The following is a 14,944-nucleotide window of genomic DNA, read 5'->3' as shown; positions in this document are numbered from 1 at the left end:
CGTGCTAGATCTGGCCGACGAAGACCGCGCCGGGCACAGACAGCGTCTGTCCGGTTGTGGTCAGTCGGCCATCGGGTTCGATCCGGAATATCGCCAGATCGCCAGATCGCTCGTTGCCGACCAGGACACGGCGCTGCGCTTCGAGAACAAGCAGGAAGCGTGGCCACTTGCCGCCGCTGGGGATATGCTGGAGCAGGCTCGGCACGCCTGACGCGTCGAGCCCGAAGACGGCGACGCTGTCATGGCCGCGGTTCGAGACGTAGAGCCGCCGCCCGGCTTGGTCGATCGCGATATGCGCAGCCTGCGACGCGCCCTCGTACCCGCTCGGCAGTGTCGAGACCGTGTGGCGGGTCGCGAAACTGCCATTTGCGCGGGCGTCGAGCATGATGACCGTATTGGACAGTTCGCATACGACGTAGGCGAGCGGGCGGCGGGGATGATGGACGAGATGGCGCGGCCCCGCGCCTGGCGGCGCACGCCATGCCGCGACCGGCTCGGACAGTGAGCGCGCACGCGGGTCGAAGCGATAGGCGAAGATCGTGTCCGTTCCCAGGTCGACCGAATGCAGCCAGCGGCGATCCGAGCTGAAGCCGACCCAGTGCGCATGCGGTGCCTCCTGCCGGGCCGTGTTCGGGCCATGCCCCGTGTGGCGGAACACGACAGGTTCGCCTGGCACGCCGGTGCGCGCGTCGAGGCGGTGGAACGCAACGCTGCCGCTCGAATAATTGGCGACCGCGAGGCAGGCACTGGCGCGGTCGATCGCGACGTAACACGGGTCGGCGCCCGACGTGGCGGCGGTGCCGCGGTGCGACCAGTCGGGGGCGTAGGCAGCGATCTCGCCCGCGGCCTTCTCACGGACGAAGTAATACGCACCAGCAGGGCCGCCGCCGACGCCGAACGACGCGTCGTCGATCCCCGATACCGGCGTGCCGACTTGCCATGCGTCGCGATCCGGGTCGAACGAGATCGGATACACGCCCTTGCCGCCTTCGCGCGCGTAGGTGCCGGCGATCAACCGTACCCGCCGCTTGCCGCCGCCGGCCGCGACCGCGGGGAAGGCGAGCGTGGCCGCCATCGCGGTCAGGGCCGACCGTCGTGTCGTGGTCCAGTCGATCATGCCCGTTCCTTCGCAGCTATCGGCGCGTGTCATGCGTCAGCGGTGCCACCTAGGCAACGAACGTCGCTCAGGTTTCGACCGCGTACAGCGCGTGGTGCGTCAGGATGAACAGCGTCCGCCCATTCGCGCCGCCGAAGATCAGTTGCAGCGGGCGTTCGGGCACGTCGATCCGTCCGGTCTCGCGACCGTCGGCGTCGTGGACGAACACCTGTCCGTTCGCCAGGTAGACGCAGCCGTCCGGCCCGACTGCGACGCTTTCGCCGCCGCGGTTGGCGAACGGCTTCAGATCCGTGACGCTGCCGCCGGCGCCGACCAGCCCGCTATACGTCTTGGCTTCGGAGCCATTGCTGACGATCACGCGTTCGCCGAGCTTGGTCTTCACGAAACCATAGGTGTCGAGTGCGTCCGAGAAGCGCCAGCCGAGGTGGTTGGCTGGCCCCTGCTGGACGGTGCGATACGCGGGGAGGACCAGCGAGCCGTCGGGCGAGACATATTCGCGCGGCTTGGGCAGGGCCATGTCGCGCGCGAACATCTCGCCCAGCGTCGTGAACTGGTAGGTCGTCGGATCGATCTGATCCTTGAACTCGCCATTGACCCATAAATTGCCGGGTAGCGCGAAGCTAGCATCGCGGTGCGGAGCGACCGGTGTCGGGGGGATCACCGCGATGCTGTCCGGATCACCGGGCTTGATGCTGTAGACCGTTCCTGCCGCGCCGTCCGACGACAGCACCATGAGGTTACCCGAGCGATCGACCGCGAGATTGACCGGATCGACGGGCGCATCGGCGGCGACCGTCAGCCCCTCGCCCGCCGTCCAGCCATAGATGCGGTGCGTATTATGCTCGACGAAGTAGAGCTTGCCCTTGGCATCCACCGCCGCGCCCGCGATCGAGTAGAACCCGTCTTCCAGCTTGCGAACGGCCGGGCCAGTGGTCGTCGCGACCGGCGTGGCGCCGCGCTTTACGTCCAGCACCGCGAACTCGCGTTCGCGCACCTCCAGCCCGGAGGTCATGTCCTGGATCGCGTTCTCGTACGGGAACTTGCTCGCGCGCAGGTCGGTGCCGCAACCGTCCGCATCGCAGAACGCCAACCCGCTCTCGCCGTTCACATGCACGTTGCGGAAGCGGATATCGTCGGAATTGTAGATCCGCACCGCCGATGGCGCCGGCTGGAGCGACCGCGTCACGCGGTAAGCGTGATAATTCGCGAACAGGATGTTGCTCGAATTGCGAACATCGAGCGACAGCGCGTTGCGGCTTTCGCCCGCCTCTTCCTCGGTCTGCGGTGCGAGGAACTCCCAGTTCTTGACGCCGTCGAGGACGATCTCGGCGCGCGCGTGATGCTCGGCGGACATCTCGTACACATGGCCCGGCGTGCTGGTGTTCGAGACGTGGAGGCCGGCGGCGGCGAAGGTGTTGGGGGTCCACAGATTGTTGAACGTGCCGCCGCCACCATCGGTGACTGACAGGCTCGCATATTGCCCGTCCCAGCGCTTGCGCGGATCGGCGTCGCCGGTGTGGTCGGCATTATACGGATCGATCCGGCTGCCGTCGGCGCGGCTGGTACCGTGGCCGCCGTGGAAGCGGACGTCGTCGACCAGCGAGTCCGCGCCCGCCTTCCACAGCAGCGCGGTCGCGCGCGGGTTGATGCCGCCGGTGGTCAGGCCGATGCCGGAGACGATCGCGGCGCCGCCCTTCGCGCTTTCGATCAGCCCCTTGGCGGCACCGATGCCGCGGAAGGCCGGCGTGTCGTCGGCGAGGACGATCTGGGTCATGTCCGGGTGCAGGCCGATCAGTACCGTGTCGGGCCGCAGCTTGAGCGTATCGGAAACGCGGTAGAAGCCAGTGGGGAAATAGACCACGCGGTGCGTATCGATCGCGTGCTGGATCGCCGCGGTGTCGTCGGTCGCGTCGTCGCCCTTTGCGCCCGCGCTCCGCACGTCGAACCACTGCGCGACGGACGGCAGCGAGCGGATCGCGGGCGGTATCCGCTTGGGCATTGCCGGGATCGTCGCGGCATCGACGCGCGTCTCGTACTTGCCCGTCGCGCCGAGACCCGGCAGCGTCAGGCCGTAGGTGAACGCCTTGACCCGGTATTTTGCGCCCTGCCCGGCCACGGTCTTCCCGCTGTCACGGAACCGCGCGAAGATCGGCACGGCGCTGGCAGTGGCGTCCTGGAAGCCGATCTGCGTGTAGACGTTGTCCTCGTTGCTGATGACGACGGCCGCGTCCGAGACGTTCTCGAACCGCACGTCGCGGCCCCATAGCCAGTCGCCATAGCCGCGGTCGATCTCGATCCCGACGGGGACGTTGCGGATGCTGGTGTTGACGAGCGTCAGCCCCGCCTCGTGCTCGCGGATCGCGGCCTCGCGCTGGCCCTCGAACGACGAATCCAGCAAGGTGTACTGCCATGCGGGCGAGGTCTTCTCGCTGAGGATGCCGTAGCGTCCGCCGAAGAAGCGCAGGTCCTGCCCGACATTCCCGACTTGATAAATACCGGCCAGCCCGGAGCCGATGTGGAAGTCGACATGGCTCAGATACGCGTGCTGCGCCAAATGGAAACGCACCGCGGTCGCCGCAGGATTGCCGTCGCCGATTTCGAAATCGACGTTGCTGAGCGCGGAGTAGAATGTCCCCGAATTAGCGTCGGCGATGGTGGCGTCGAACGGTACGCTGGTCGGCGGTGGCACCGGTACCTTTGGCGGCGCGGCGCGGGTGTCGGCGCGCGAACCGGTGAAGAACAGCATGTTCGCCACGCCGGTCTGGAACCCTGGGGTCGCCGCGCCGAGCGTGATGACGGGGCGTGTCTTGCCGGTTCCGAACACGCGCACGCCTGGCCAGACGAAGATCGTCCGCGAGATGCGGTAGCGGCCGGCGGGCAGGAAGACGATGCCCTCGCCACCTTTCGCGCTAGCCGCGCTGTCGATCGCAGCCTGGATCGCGGCGGTATCGTCGGTCCGGCCGTTACCACGGCCCCGAACCGTCACCGCGCGTGGATCTGCCGGTGCGGTGAGAAAGACCGATTGAGACGGAGAGGCCGAACGGGGGGCTGCAAACGCTGGAACGGTCGTCCCCAGAAGCGCGATCGCTAGTGTCAGTTTCACAGGCTCACCCGAGATTGTTGTGGGACGCGCCGGACGATGTCCGCCAGTCTGCACCGCAGGTAGTGGCGCATGCGACCATAGGCGATCACGACCAAGGTCGTAGTAGCCGATCCCGCGCGCACGGACGATAGACGGTGACGAACCGACCGCGCGCAGCTTATGGAGAGCCAGTGCCTCCTTCCTCCGAAACGATCCCCGATCCGGCCGACGCGCTACCCTATGCCATCATCGTGATGGGCGTCAGCGGCAGCGGCAAGTCGACACTGGGTGCCGAACTTGCGCGACGTCTGCGCTGCGAATTCCTCGAAGGCGATGCCTTCCACAGTGCCAACAGCGTCGCGAAGATGCGGTCGGGCCAGCCGCTCGACGACCAGGATCGCTGGCCTTGGCTCGACCGGATCGCGGTTGGGTTACACGATGCCGCCCTGACGGATGGTACTGCGGTCGCAGCGTGTTCGGCATTGAAGCGCGCCTATCGCGATCGACTGGCGGACGCCGTCGGTATGCCGTTGCTGTTCGTGTTCCTCGATACGAAGGACAGCGGCGAGCTCGCCCGGCGGCTGGTCCACCGTGCGGACCATTACATGCCGGCCAGCCTGCTCGCGAGCCAGCTCGATACGTTGGAGGCGCTCGGCCCCGACGAGCGCGCCGTCACGCTCGATGCGGAGGACGCGCCCGATCGGCTCTGCGCCGAAGCGCTCGCGTGGATCGGACGCGAGATGCCCGGCTCAGTCGAGACGGCCGAAGACGCACGACGAAGGTCGTAATAGCAAAGCCGGCCGACAAGGCCGACACTCGGAAGCAGTACTCGCGCAGGAGTGCGGTCGAGGGTCGTTGATGTCGCTACGCATTGCTTTCGCCCTCATGCTGGTCTCCGCGCCCGCCGCTGCGCAGCAGGCGCCCGTCGTGGCGCTCTGGCCGAACGGCGCGCCCGGATCGGAAGCGCGTCGGACCGAAGCAGAGACGGTGAAGGACAGCTATGTCAGCAACGTCCACAACCCTACGCTGACCATCTACCGCCCCGCCCCCACCCATGCCAACGGTGCCGCGGTGATCGTCGCGCCCGGGGGCGGTCACCGGATGCTGGTGTGGATCAACGAGGGGGAAGTGCCCGCAAAGGCGCTCAACCGCTACGGCGTCACGACGTTCGTGCTGAAATACCGCCTCGCATGTGATCCGGGTTCATCGTACGATATCGAGCGCGACGCGGCAGCCGATCTGCGGCGTGCGGTCCGGTGGGTCCGTGCGCATGCGAGCGACTACGCGATCGATCCTGCCCGGATCGGCGTGATGGGCTTTTCGGCAGGCGGCGAACTCGTATCGCTCGTCGCCGACAACCCTGCGCCCGCACAGACGCCGACAGACTCGGTCGACCGGGTGAGTGCGCGGCCGGACTTCCAGGTGCTTGTCTATCCGGGGCCGCTCGGCACGCCGGCCAAGGCCGTCGCAAACGCGCCGCCGGCATTCCTGATCGCGGGGTCGCTCGACCAATGCTGCGCGACATCGGCGATGACGCTGTATTCGCAGCTCCGCGCGGCGGGCGTTTCGGCAGAGCTGCACCTTTACGCGGACACCGATCACGCGTTCAATCTCGGCACGCGGTCGGAGCGTATCTCGATCCAGCACTGGCCCGATCGGCTTGCGGACTGGCTGGCCGATGACGGCTGGCTCATTCCGCGCGGATCGGCAAAGATGCTTCCAGTTTCTCGAAAGGAACCCTGATGGACTTCGGCAGGCGTGATCTCCTGGTCGCCGCGGCAACGCTGGCCGCCACATCGAGCGGCGTGGCGCGTGCGGCGCCCGATCGGAAGCTCGGCTATGCGATCGTCGGGCTCGGCTATTACGGGTTGCAGACGATCATGCCGCAATTCGTCAATTGCGAGCATTCGCGCGTAACCGCGCTGGTCAGCGGCGACCGGACCAAGGCGCTCGCGACCGCGGCCAAATACGGCGTGCCCGAGCGGTCGATCTATACCTACGCCGATTTCGACCGCGTCCGCGACAATCCGGACGTCGACATCGTCTATGTCTGCCTGCCCAATTCGATGCACGCCGAATACACCACTCGCGCGGCAAAGGCGGGCAAGCACGTCATGTGCGAGAAGCCGATGGCGATCTCGGTCGCGGAATGCGAGGCGATGATCCGGGCGTGCAAGACCGCGGGCAAGAAGCTGATGATCGGCTATCGCTGTCATTTCGAGCCGTTCAACCTGGAGGCGATGCGGCTCGCCAAGTCGGGTGCGGCGGGCAAGATCCGCTACGTCCGTTCGGAGCATGGTTTCGTCCAGAGCGATCCGACCAAGTGGCGGTTGAAGCGCGCCTTGTCCGGCGGCGGGTCGCTGATGGACATGGGTATCTACAGCCTACAGGCCGCACGCTACATGACCGGCGAGGAGCCGATCGCGGTTACCGCGCGTGAATCCACCGACCGACGCGATCCGCGCTTCCGCGAGGTCGAGGACATGATCGAGTGGACGCTCGAATTCCCGTCGGGCGCGATCGCCGGGTGCCAGTCGATGTACAGCGCCAACCAGAACCATATCCTGCTGATGGGCGACAAGGGCCGCATCGAGCTGGAGCCGGCGACGCGTTATGATGGCAACAAGATGTGGACCGGCCGCGATGGTCGCGAGACCGCGATCACCAGTCCCCCGCCCGGCCCCGGCAAGACGCAGTTCGCGGGGCAGCTCGATCATCTGGCCGAATGCATCCTCGACGGGCGCGAACCGATCGTCTCGGGCGAAGAGGGCCTGCGAGACATGCGGATCGTCGAGGCGATCTATCGGTCCGTCCGCGAAGGCCGGACGGTGAAGCTGTGATGCGGCCTTTGCTTGCGGTCGTGCTAGCTGTCGGCGCGACCTCCTCCCTGCCCGCACAGACTGCAGGCGATCCGACGAGCTTCGCTGCATCTGCCGACGTTCGCGCGCGGATCGTTGCATTGGAGAAGACGATGAAACCGGGCCAGGGGTTCGCCATGGCGCCGCTGGTACAGGCGGACGGGACGAGCGTCTCGCTCGAATATTGGAAGGCGCCGGGCAAACCTGCGGTGCATCCGGACGAGGCCGAATACGCGACCGTGATGGCGGGATCGGGCACGCTCGTCTCGGGTGGTACGCTGATCGCGCCGAAGCTGCGCTTTCCGGGGCTGGTTGAAGGTGATCGGATCCAGGGTGGCACGACGCGGAAGCTTGCGGTCGGCGACGTTTTCCTGATCCCGGCAGGCACGCCGCATTGGTTCGGCATCGATGGCAAGCTGGTCATGCTCGGGACGAAGATCAGGACGTCAGGTCAGCGGAAGCCCAGCCAGTAGAGCAGCCCGATATTGACCGCGAGCAACGGTAGCGCGGTCGGTATCTGCGCGCGGATGACGGCGTTCTTGTCCTTGAGGTCGAGCAACGCCGCGGGAACGAGATTGAAGTTGGCGGCCATCGGCGTCATCAGCGTGCCGCAGAACCCGCTGAGCATGCCGATCGCCGCGACCACCGCGGGGTCGCCACCGTAATGGCGCACGAGGAGTGGGATGCCGATCGCTGCGGCCATCACCGGGAACGCCGCGAACGCGTTGCCCATGACCATTGTGAACAGCGCCATGCCGAGCGTGTAGGCGAGGACCGCACCGATCAGGCTCCCCTCCGGAATCGCGTGGCCGGCCAGACCGCCGACGACGTCGCCGACGCCCGCTAGCGCGAACACCGCACCGAGGCTCGCCAGCATCTGTGGAAGCACGGCGGCCCAGCCGATCGCATCCATCAGCCTGACACCCTCGGCAAGCGGCGTGGCGACGCGGGGGCGAAACCACAGGTGCATCGCGACCAGTGCGATCAGGACGCCGCAGGTCAGCGCGACGAGCGTTGCTTGCTTCGGGTCGACGAGGCTCGGGACTGCGCGGAACAAGACCGTTCCGCCAAGTGCTGCGGCCGGAATGATCAGTGCGGGGAGGAATATCCGGTTGCCGAGCCGGGCGGCTTCGGTGCGACGCTCGTCGAGCGTAGTCGTAGCACGCCCGCCCCTCCCCATCGCGCCCGAGCCCGCGATCGCGACCAGGGCCAGGACGAGAACGCCGTTGCCGACGTCGCCGAGCTTTCCACCGAGCAGGAAGCTGATCGCCAGCACCGCGTAGAACGCCGCGTTGCCGAAGCGCTTCGGGTTGGTGCGGTCGGTGGCGCTCAGGACTGCGAACGCCGCGAACATCAGGCCGGCGACGCCGTAGATGAAGCCGGTGCCGATCATGCCGATCATCGGCCGCGCGCCAGTCGGCGGTCGAGCAGCCAGAGGCGGAAGCCGTGGATCAGGAACGCCGCGATCGCGGTCGGGATCGCCCACATCGAGAGGTGGAGCGGCTGGATGACGATGCCATAGCCTTCGAGCACGCCCTTCATCAGCAGGATCGAGCCGATCGCGATGAAGATGTCCTCGCCGAAGAAGAGCCCGATGTTGTCGGTTGCGGCGGCCATCGCGGGGATGCGGTCGCCGCCGGGTGGCAGGCCTTGCGCTTCGGCGGCGGCTTCGGCCATCGGCGCGACCAGGGGGCGGACGCTTTGCGCCGGGCCGGCGATCGAGGTCAGGCCGAGCGCTGCGGTAAGCTGGCGGAACAGCAGGTAGCCGATCAGTAGCCGCCCTACCGTGGCGCCGCGGAGCTTGCCGATCGCGAGCCGGGCGCGTTCCTGCAATCCGTGGCGTTCGAGCATCCCGATCACCGGGAGGACGATGTAGATCACGGTGACGTAGCGGTTCTCGTTGAACGCCTTCCCGAACGCGGCGAGAATCGCGAGCGGGGCTATCCCGGCGGCAAGCCCGGTGACGAGCGCGGAGACGGCGACGACGAGCAGCGGATTGAACCGGAGCAGGAAGCCTGCGACGATAACCGCGATGCCGCAAAGGACCAGCATCGTCGTTCAGCGCGCTTGCTTGGCGAGGTCGGCGGCGAACGCGACCTTGGCCTTCGCGACGATCTTCGGGAGCAGCGTGGGGTCGACGAACGCGGTCGTGTCGCCGGCTTGGCGACGTTTGCCCTTGGCGATGACGTCGGCGAGTTCGGGATGCGATGGCAGGACGATATCGGCGTGCAACATGCCTAGCATGGCGATGCTGCGGCGGTAGTCGGCGACGATGCCGGGATAGGCGCGGTTGCCGATCAGGCGGTTGCCCGCGACGCTGACGCTGCATGGGAACACGACGTCGAGCGGGCGCGGCTTGGCAGGGATTCGCATCGTCCAGGTCGTGCAGCCGGGTGTGTGGCCCGGCGTCGCGCGGGCGGTCAGCGTGACGTTGCCGAGTGTGACCTTATCGCCGTCGCGCACGCCGCGGTCGATGTGTACGGGCGGGAAGCGGATGACGCCGTAGCTCGTCTCGCCGGGCGGTGTGCCGGTTTCGAGCGCGCGGACGTCGCGAGCGCCAGCAACTACGCGAGCGCCGGTTGCGCGCTTGAGCGCGGCTACACCTGCCGCGTGATCGAAGTGCGCGTGCGTGACGAGGATGAGCTTCACGTCGCTAGGCCGGACGCCGGCCCTGGCGATGTTGCGTTCGATCATGCCGGCATTCTCTGCGAGCGTGCCGTCGATCAGGATCGCGCCGGCGCTGGTCTTGATGAGGTAGGCGGCGATACCTTCGCTGCCGACATAGGTGATCGGGCCGGCGATCGGGAAAGGCGCTTGGGGGCGCGTCCACGCGGGCGGATCGGCGGCGCCCAGCAGGAGCGGAGCGGTAATCGCGATCGCCACTGCGCTGACCAGTGGTTTGGTGCGACGTAACGATCCTCCCCCGCTAGGGGGAGGTGGCAGGCATAGCCTGACGGAGGGGGCGGAATGCGATGCCATCTGTTTCGTGTCCTCCCCCTCCGTCTGGCAAGAGCCAGACACCTCCCCCCCCTTGCGGGGGAGGATCGCGTAGTCGTGTCTAGTTTATTCCCACTCGATCGTGCCGGGCGGCTTCGAGGTGTAGTCGTAGGTCACCCGGTTGATGCCCTTGACCTCGTTGATGATACGGGTCGCGACGCGCGGGAGGAAGTCACCGGGGAACTGGAACGCCTGCGCCGTCATGCCGTCGGTCGAGGTGACCGCACGCAACGCCAGCACGTTGTCGTAAGTGCGGCCGTCGCCCATCACGCCGACACTGCGGACCGGAAGCAGCACCGCGAACGCCTGCCAGATCGTGTCGTAGAGCCCTGCCGCGCGGATCTCCTCGAGGTAGATCGCGTCTGCCTTGCGCAGGATGTCGCAGCGTTCCTTGGTGACTTCGCCGGGGATGCGGATCGCGAGGCCCGGTCCGGGGAACGGGTGACGACCGACGAAGATTTCGGGGAGGCCGAGTTCGCGCCCCAGCACGCGGACCTCGTCCTTGAACAGCTCGCGCAACGGCTCGACGAGCTTCATGTTCATGCGCTCGGGCAGGCCGCCGACATTGTGGTGGCTCTTGATCGTCACCGACGGCCCGCCGGTGAAGCTGACGCTCTCGATCACATCGGGGTACAGCGTGCCCTGCGCCAGGAACTCCGCGCCGCCGAGCTTATTCGCCTCGGTATCGAACACGTCGATGAAGGTCTTGCCGATGAACTTGCGCTTGAGCTCCGGGTCGGTGATCCCGGCCAGGCCGCTCAGGAACAGCTCCTCGACGTTCACGTGGATCAGCGGAATGTTGTAGGCGCCGCGGAAGAGGCTGACGACCTGCTCGCTCTCGCCGGCGCGCATCAGGCCGTGGTCGACGTACACGCACGTGAGCTGCTCGCCGATCGCCTCGTGGATCAGAACGGCGGCGACTGCCGAGTCGACGCCCCCGGACAGGCCGCAGATCACGCGACCCTTGCCGACCTGCGCGCGGATCTCGGCGATCTTGGTCTCGCGGAACTCGGCCATCGTCCAGTCGCCGCTCAGCCCGCAGACGTGGCGCGCGAAGTTGGCGATCAGCTTGCCGCCATCGGGGGTATGGACGACCTCGGGATGGAACTGCACGCCGTAGAAGCGTCGCGCCTCGTCGGCGACGATCGCATAGGGCGCGCCGGTCGAGGTGGCGACGGGGGTGAAGCCGGGCGGGATCGCGTCGACCTTGTCGCCGTGGCTCATCCAGACTTGGTGGCGCTCGCCCTCGGCCCAGAGGCCGTCGAACAGCGCGCAGTTGGACTTGACCTCGATGAACGCGCTGCCGAACTCGCCACCGTCGCCCGAGACGATCACGTTGCCGCCGAGCTGTGCGGACATGACCTGCTGGCCGTAGCAGATGCCGAGGATCGGGATGCCCGCCTCGAAGAAGCGTTGCGGCACGCGCGGCGAGTTCTCGGTGGTGACCGAGGCGGGGCCGCCCGAGAGGATGATGCCCTTGGGCTGCATCCGGTCGAACGCGGCCTCGGCGGACTGGAAGGGGGCGATCTCGCTATAGACGCCAGCCTCGCGCACGCGGCGGGCGATCAGCTGGGTTACCTGGCTGCCGAAATCGACGATGAGAATGCTGTCTGGGTGCTCCATGTCGGGCGCATAGCCGGATGGGACCCGTAACGAAAGAGGCCGCGCCTCCCGGATGGGAAACGCGGCCTGCAATTCGAATACGACTAGGCGGGGATTATGCCGCTTCGTTGTAATCCTCGTCCGACATCACCGGACCCGAATCCTGGCCCTTCGCCGAGACGTCGCGGTCGACGAACTCGATGACGGCCATCGGCGAGGCGTCCGACATGCGGATACCGGCCTTGATGACGCGAGTGTAGCCGCCGTTGCGATCCGCATAACGGGTCGCGAGCGTGTCGAACAACTTGATCAGCTGCGCGTCGTCGAGCAGCTTGCCGTGCGCGAGACGACGGTTGGACAGGCCACCCTTCTTCGCGAGCGTGATCAGCTTCTCGACGTAGGGACGCAATTCCTTTGCCTTGGCGACGGTGGTGGTGATCTGCTCGTGCTTGATGAGCGCGGCGCTCATGTTGCGGAAGAGAGCAAGACGGTGGGCCGAGGTCCGCTGAAGCTTACGGCCGCCTACGCGATGGCGCATGTTTAATACCTTTTCGTTCGTTCAGGGGCCGTGTGAGGTACCCGGGAGCTGGTCGCCGTTGAGGCCGCGACCGATCGCCTTTCGTTCAAAGGTTAGGATAAGGTTACGCCTAGGACGCTTCCTTAGCTCTTCCCTATCACCTTGAGCCGGGTGGCGCCGCGGCAAAGCCGCGTCGTCGGTCGGGTGAACCCGCCGGCCGGGCTGGCGTCGTCTCCGGGTTAGCTTGCGCTAACCCGGTGCGACTTGGCCTTAGCCCATTATCTCTTGCTCGAGCTTCTTGGCCATCTCTTCGATGTTCTCAGGTGGCCAGCCGGGGATTTCCATGCCCAGACGAAGACCCATCGACGACAGCACTTCCTTGATCTCGTTCAAGGACTTGCGGCCGAAGTTAGGCGTACGCAGCATCTCGGCTTCGGTCTTGCCGACCAGATCGCCGATGTAGATGATGTTGTCGTTCTTGAGGCAGTTCGCCGAACGCACCGACAGTTCCAGCTCGTCGACCTTCTTGAGAAGGTAACGGTTGATCTGCTGGGTGTCGCCTGCTGGCTCCGCACCACCGGCAGCGGGTGCTGCCTGGCCGATCGGGGCCGACGAACGCGTGACCGACGAGTCGTCGAAGTGGACGAACAGCGCGAGCTGGTCCTGGAGGATGCGACCGGCATAGCCGACTGCGTCTTCCGGGGTGATCGTGCCGTCGGTTTCGATCGTCAGCGTCAGCTTGTCGTAATCCAGGTCCTGACCGACGCGGGTCGGGTCGACCTTGTACGAAACCTGCCGTACCGGCGAGTACAGCGCATCGACCGGGATCAGACCGATCGGCGCGTCGGCCGGGCGGTTTGCGGTCGCGGGCACGTAACCCTTACCGATGTCGGCGGTCAGCTCCATGTTGAGCGTCGCACCCTCATCGAGGTGGCAGATCACGAGATCCTTGTTCATGATCTCGATGTCGCCCGAGACGGCGATGTCGCCGGCCTTGACTTCACCCGGACCCGTTGCCGAGAGCTGGAGGCGCTTGGGCCCCTCGCCCTGCATGCGGATCGCGATCTGCTTCACGTTGAGGACGATGTCGGTCACGTCCTCGCGGACGCCGGCCAGAGACGAGAACTCATGCAGCACGTTCTCGATCTTGATCGAGGTGACGGCCGCGCCCTGCAGCGACGAGAGCAACACGCGACGCAGCGCGTTGCCGAGCGTCAGGCCGAAGCCACGCTCGAGCGGCTCGGCGATGAAGGTCGCCTTGCGCTTGGTGTCGCCACCGGCCTTTTTCTCCAGGCCGCTGGGCTTCTTGAGTTCCTGCCAGTTCTTTGCGTTGACAGACACATGCTTCCCCTAATTTGGGGGCCGGCGAACGGGTGTGTCCGCCGACCAATAAAATACACCCGTGCGGCGCGATCAACCGCGCACGGGAGGCGGAGAATCAGACGCGACGACGCTTCGAAGGGCGCACGCCGTTGTGCGGGATCGAGGTCACGTCGCGGATCGACGTGATCTGGAAACCGACTGCCTGAAGCGCGCGCAGTGCCGATTCGCGACCCGAGCCGGGGCCCTTGACCTCGACTTCGATCGTGCGGACGCCGTGCTCGGCGGCCTTCTTGCCGGCGTCTTCCGCTGCGACCTGGGCCGCGTACGGAGTCGACTTGCGCGAGCCCTTGAAGCCCATTGCGCCGGCCGACGACCACGAGATCGCGTTGCCCTGGGCATCGGTGATCGTGATCATGGTGTTATTGAAGCTGGCATTCACGTGAGCGACGCCAGAGGTGATGTTCTTGCGCTCGCGCCGCTTAATGCGCTGAGGTTCGCGTGCCATGGTGTATTTCCTGACCTGTATCTGCGTGACGCCGGGCGGCCCGTTGGGACCAGCGCCGGCGGAGTAATCCATTGAAAAAGTGGATTACTTCTTCTTGCCGGCGATCGGCTTGGCCTTACCCTTGCGGGTGCGCGCATTGGTATGCGTGCGCTGGCCGCGGACCGGGAGGCCCTTGCGATGACGCAGGCCGCGATAGCAGGCGAGATCCATCAGGCGCTTGATGTTCATCGAGGTCTGGCGGCGCAGATCGCCCTCGACGGTGTGATCGGCGTCGATCGTCTCGCGGATGTGCAGGACTTCCTGGTCGGTCAGGTCCTGGACGCGGGCGGTGTCGGCGATGCCGAGCTTCGCGACGATTTCCTTGGCCTTGGTCGAACCGATGCCGTGAATATAGGTCAGCGCGATCACCACGCGCTTGTTGGTCGGGATATTAACACCCGCGATACGTGCCATGAACTTGGTTCTCCTGCTCCACGAGGTCCGGCATGGCTGCACAGACCCCATCTCTTAGCGATGAACCGAAACGCACGATAGCGACGAACGCAAACAAGCGCCGCCGGAACCGTCGTGTCGGGGAGAGTTCGAATAGGCGCGCGCTAACGCAGTGTCAAGCGAGCGGTTCCGCGTGGGACGGTGCAGCGTGGCGCATCTTGAGCCAGCGGCGGAACGAGACGACCGTCCAGATGAGTTCGACCACCCCGAACGGCCATGCACCCTGGAGGAAACCGTAGATCGAGCCGAGCACGCAGCCGAATGCGAAACCGAGCGTCCACCAGTGCGAACCGGCTTCCTTGGCGTAGCATAGCAGGGTGAAGGATACTGCGGCTAGGCCGAATAGGGAGAGTGCGTCCATTTGCGGCGTTGTGCCCGGAATGGCGCGATAATGCCAACGCCACGCCTGACCTTATGACGACTCCTCGCACACCGTTCTCCAAGTACGACT

General features: G+C 66.2%; 15 protein-coding genes. 4 read left to right on the top strand and 11 right to left on the bottom strand.

All coding sequences use genetic code 11. From position 1 onward, the window contains the following. Window positions 1-4: 4 nt before the first annotated feature. Together O6X71_RS01545 and O6X71_RS01540 are read right to left on the bottom strand one after the other, a co-directional pair. On the bottom strand, window positions 5-1,117 hold the full coding sequence (locus tag O6X71_RS01545) for a lactonase family protein (protein WP_353464155.1): 1,113 nt from the start codon (window positions 1,115-1,117) through the stop codon (window positions 5-7). A 67-nt stretch (window positions 1,118-1,184) separates the two neighbouring features. Further along, on the bottom strand, window positions 1,185-4,220 hold the full coding sequence (locus O6X71_RS01540; protein ID WP_435368429.1) for a glycosyl hydrolase family 28-related protein: 3,036 nt from the start codon (window positions 4,218-4,220) through the stop codon (window positions 1,185-1,187). 170 nt (window positions 4,221-4,390) lie between these two features. Between O6X71_RS01540 and O6X71_RS01535 the strand changes: the two genes are divergently transcribed. From O6X71_RS01535 to O6X71_RS01520, 4 genes are all read left to right on the top strand, one after another. Further along, the gene (locus O6X71_RS01535; protein WP_435368428.1) at window positions 4,391-4,987 is read left to right on the top strand and encodes a gluconokinase; all 597 of its coding nucleotides are present in this window, start codon (window positions 4,391-4,393) and stop codon (window positions 4,985-4,987) included. A gap of 70 nt (window positions 4,988-5,057) precedes the next feature. Next, the gene (locus tag O6X71_RS01530) at window positions 5,058-5,942 is read left to right on the top strand and encodes an alpha/beta hydrolase (RefSeq protein ID WP_353464154.1); all 885 of its coding nucleotides are present in this window, start codon (window positions 5,058-5,060) and stop codon (window positions 5,940-5,942) included. Beyond that, window positions 5,942-7,039 carry a Gfo/Idh/MocA family protein gene (locus tag O6X71_RS01525; RefSeq protein WP_353464153.1) on the top strand — a complete coding sequence of 366 codons (1,098 nt, stop codon included), beginning with the start codon at window positions 5,942-5,944 and terminating at the stop codon, window positions 7,037-7,039. The genes O6X71_RS01530 and O6X71_RS01525 overlap by 1 nt, the downstream gene beginning before the upstream one ends. Continuing rightward, entirely contained in the window at window positions 7,039-7,530 is a 492-nt protein-coding gene (locus O6X71_RS01520) for a cupin domain-containing protein (RefSeq protein ID WP_353464152.1), read from the top strand. The genes O6X71_RS01525 and O6X71_RS01520 overlap by 1 nt, the downstream gene beginning before the upstream one ends. Here the strand turns inward: O6X71_RS01520 and O6X71_RS01515 are convergent. From O6X71_RS01515 to O6X71_RS01475, 9 genes are all read right to left on the bottom strand, one after another. Beyond that, window positions 7,509-8,450 carry a DUF979 domain-containing protein gene (locus O6X71_RS01515; protein ID WP_353465033.1) on the bottom strand — a complete coding sequence of 314 codons (942 nt, stop codon included), beginning with the start codon at window positions 8,448-8,450 and terminating at the stop codon, window positions 7,509-7,511. The genes O6X71_RS01520 and O6X71_RS01515 overlap by 22 nt on opposite strands. A gap of 5 nt (window positions 8,451-8,455) precedes the next feature. After that, window positions 8,456-9,109, bottom strand: coding sequence for a DUF969 domain-containing protein (locus O6X71_RS01510; protein WP_192145044.1), 654 nt, complete (start codon window positions 9,107-9,109; stop codon window positions 8,456-8,458). Window positions 9,110-9,115: 6 nt separating this feature from the next. Then, window positions 9,116-9,940, bottom strand: coding sequence for a subclass B3 metallo-beta-lactamase (bla, locus tag O6X71_RS01505; protein WP_353464151.1), 825 nt, complete (start codon window positions 9,938-9,940; stop codon window positions 9,116-9,118). Between the two features lie 180 nt (window positions 9,941-10,120). Continuing rightward, window positions 10,121-11,677 carry a glutamine-hydrolyzing GMP synthase gene (gene guaA, locus O6X71_RS01500; RefSeq protein ID WP_353464150.1) on the bottom strand — a complete coding sequence of 519 codons (1,557 nt, stop codon included), beginning with the start codon at window positions 11,675-11,677 and terminating at the stop codon, window positions 10,121-10,123. Window positions 11,678-11,771: 94 nt separating this feature from the next. Beyond that, complete coding sequence (gene rplQ / locus O6X71_RS01495) at window positions 11,772-12,194, bottom strand: 50S ribosomal protein L17 (RefSeq protein ID WP_056047937.1); 423 nt, start codon at window positions 12,192-12,194, stop codon at window positions 11,772-11,774. A 249-nt stretch (window positions 12,195-12,443) separates the two neighbouring features. After that, window positions 12,444-13,514 carry a DNA-directed RNA polymerase subunit alpha gene (locus O6X71_RS01490; RefSeq protein ID WP_031395236.1) on the bottom strand — a complete coding sequence of 357 codons (1,071 nt, stop codon included), beginning with the start codon at window positions 13,512-13,514 and terminating at the stop codon, window positions 12,444-12,446. Between the two features lie 97 nt (window positions 13,515-13,611). Continuing rightward, window positions 13,612-14,001 (bottom strand): 30S ribosomal protein S11, encoded by a 390-nt coding sequence (gene rpsK / locus O6X71_RS01485; protein WP_031395237.1) that lies wholly within the window; start codon window positions 13,999-14,001, stop codon window positions 13,612-13,614. Between the two features lie 84 nt (window positions 14,002-14,085). Next, a complete protein-coding gene (gene rpsM / locus O6X71_RS01480; protein ID WP_056015521.1) occupies window positions 14,086-14,454 on the bottom strand; it encodes a 30S ribosomal protein S13 in 369 nt (122 codons plus the stop codon). 154 nt (window positions 14,455-14,608) lie between these two features. Beyond that, window positions 14,609-14,854, bottom strand: coding sequence for a hypothetical protein (locus O6X71_RS01475; protein WP_353464149.1), 246 nt, complete (start codon window positions 14,852-14,854; stop codon window positions 14,609-14,611). Window positions 14,855-14,944 lie beyond the last annotated feature (90 nt).

This window comes from Sphingomonas faeni (assembly GCF_040407505.1).
GTDB classification, from domain to species: domain Bacteria; phylum Pseudomonadota; class Alphaproteobacteria; order Sphingomonadales; family Sphingomonadaceae; genus Sphingomonas; species Sphingomonas faeni_E.
Note: the sequence above shows the minus strand (reverse complement) of the source record. Positions and strands in the feature narration are given on the sequence as shown.

Excerpts from the sequence above, each read along its gene's own strand:
- O6X71_RS01545 (WP_353464155.1), bottom strand. The coding sequence starts at position 1,117 with ATGATCGACTGGACCACGACACGACGGTCGGCCCTGACCGCGATGGCG.
- O6X71_RS01530 (WP_353464154.1), top strand. The coding sequence starts at position 5,058 with ATGTCGCTACGCATTGCTTTCGCCCTCATGCTGGTCTCCGCGCCCGCC.
- O6X71_RS01525 (WP_353464153.1), top strand. The coding sequence starts at position 5,942 with ATGGACTTCGGCAGGCGTGATCTCCTGGTCGCCGCGGCAACGCTGGCC.
- O6X71_RS01520 (WP_353464152.1), top strand. The coding sequence starts at position 7,039 with ATGCGGCCTTTGCTTGCGGTCGTGCTAGCTGTCGGCGCGACCTCCTCC.
- O6X71_RS01515 (WP_353465033.1), bottom strand. The coding sequence starts at position 8,450 with ATGATCGGCACCGGCTTCATCTACGGCGTCGCCGGCCTGATGTTCGCG.
- O6X71_RS01510 (WP_192145044.1), bottom strand. The coding sequence starts at position 9,109 with ATGCTGGTCCTTTGCGGCATCGCGGTTATCGTCGCAGGCTTCCTGCTC.
- guaA (WP_353464150.1), bottom strand. The coding sequence starts at position 11,677 with ATGGAGCACCCAGACAGCATTCTCATCGTCGATTTCGGCAGCCAGGTA.
- rplQ (WP_056047937.1), bottom strand. The coding sequence starts at position 12,194 with ATGCGCCATCGCGTAGGCGGCCGTAAGCTTCAGCGGACCTCGGCCCAC.
- rpsK (WP_031395237.1), bottom strand. The coding sequence starts at position 14,001 with ATGGCACGCGAACCTCAGCGCATTAAGCGGCGCGAGCGCAAGAACATC.
- rpsM (WP_056015521.1), bottom strand. The coding sequence starts at position 14,454 with ATGGCACGTATCGCGGGTGTTAATATCCCGACCAACAAGCGCGTGGTG.
- O6X71_RS01475 (WP_353464149.1), bottom strand. The coding sequence starts at position 14,854 with ATGGACGCACTCTCCCTATTCGGCCTAGCCGCAGTATCCTTCACCCTG.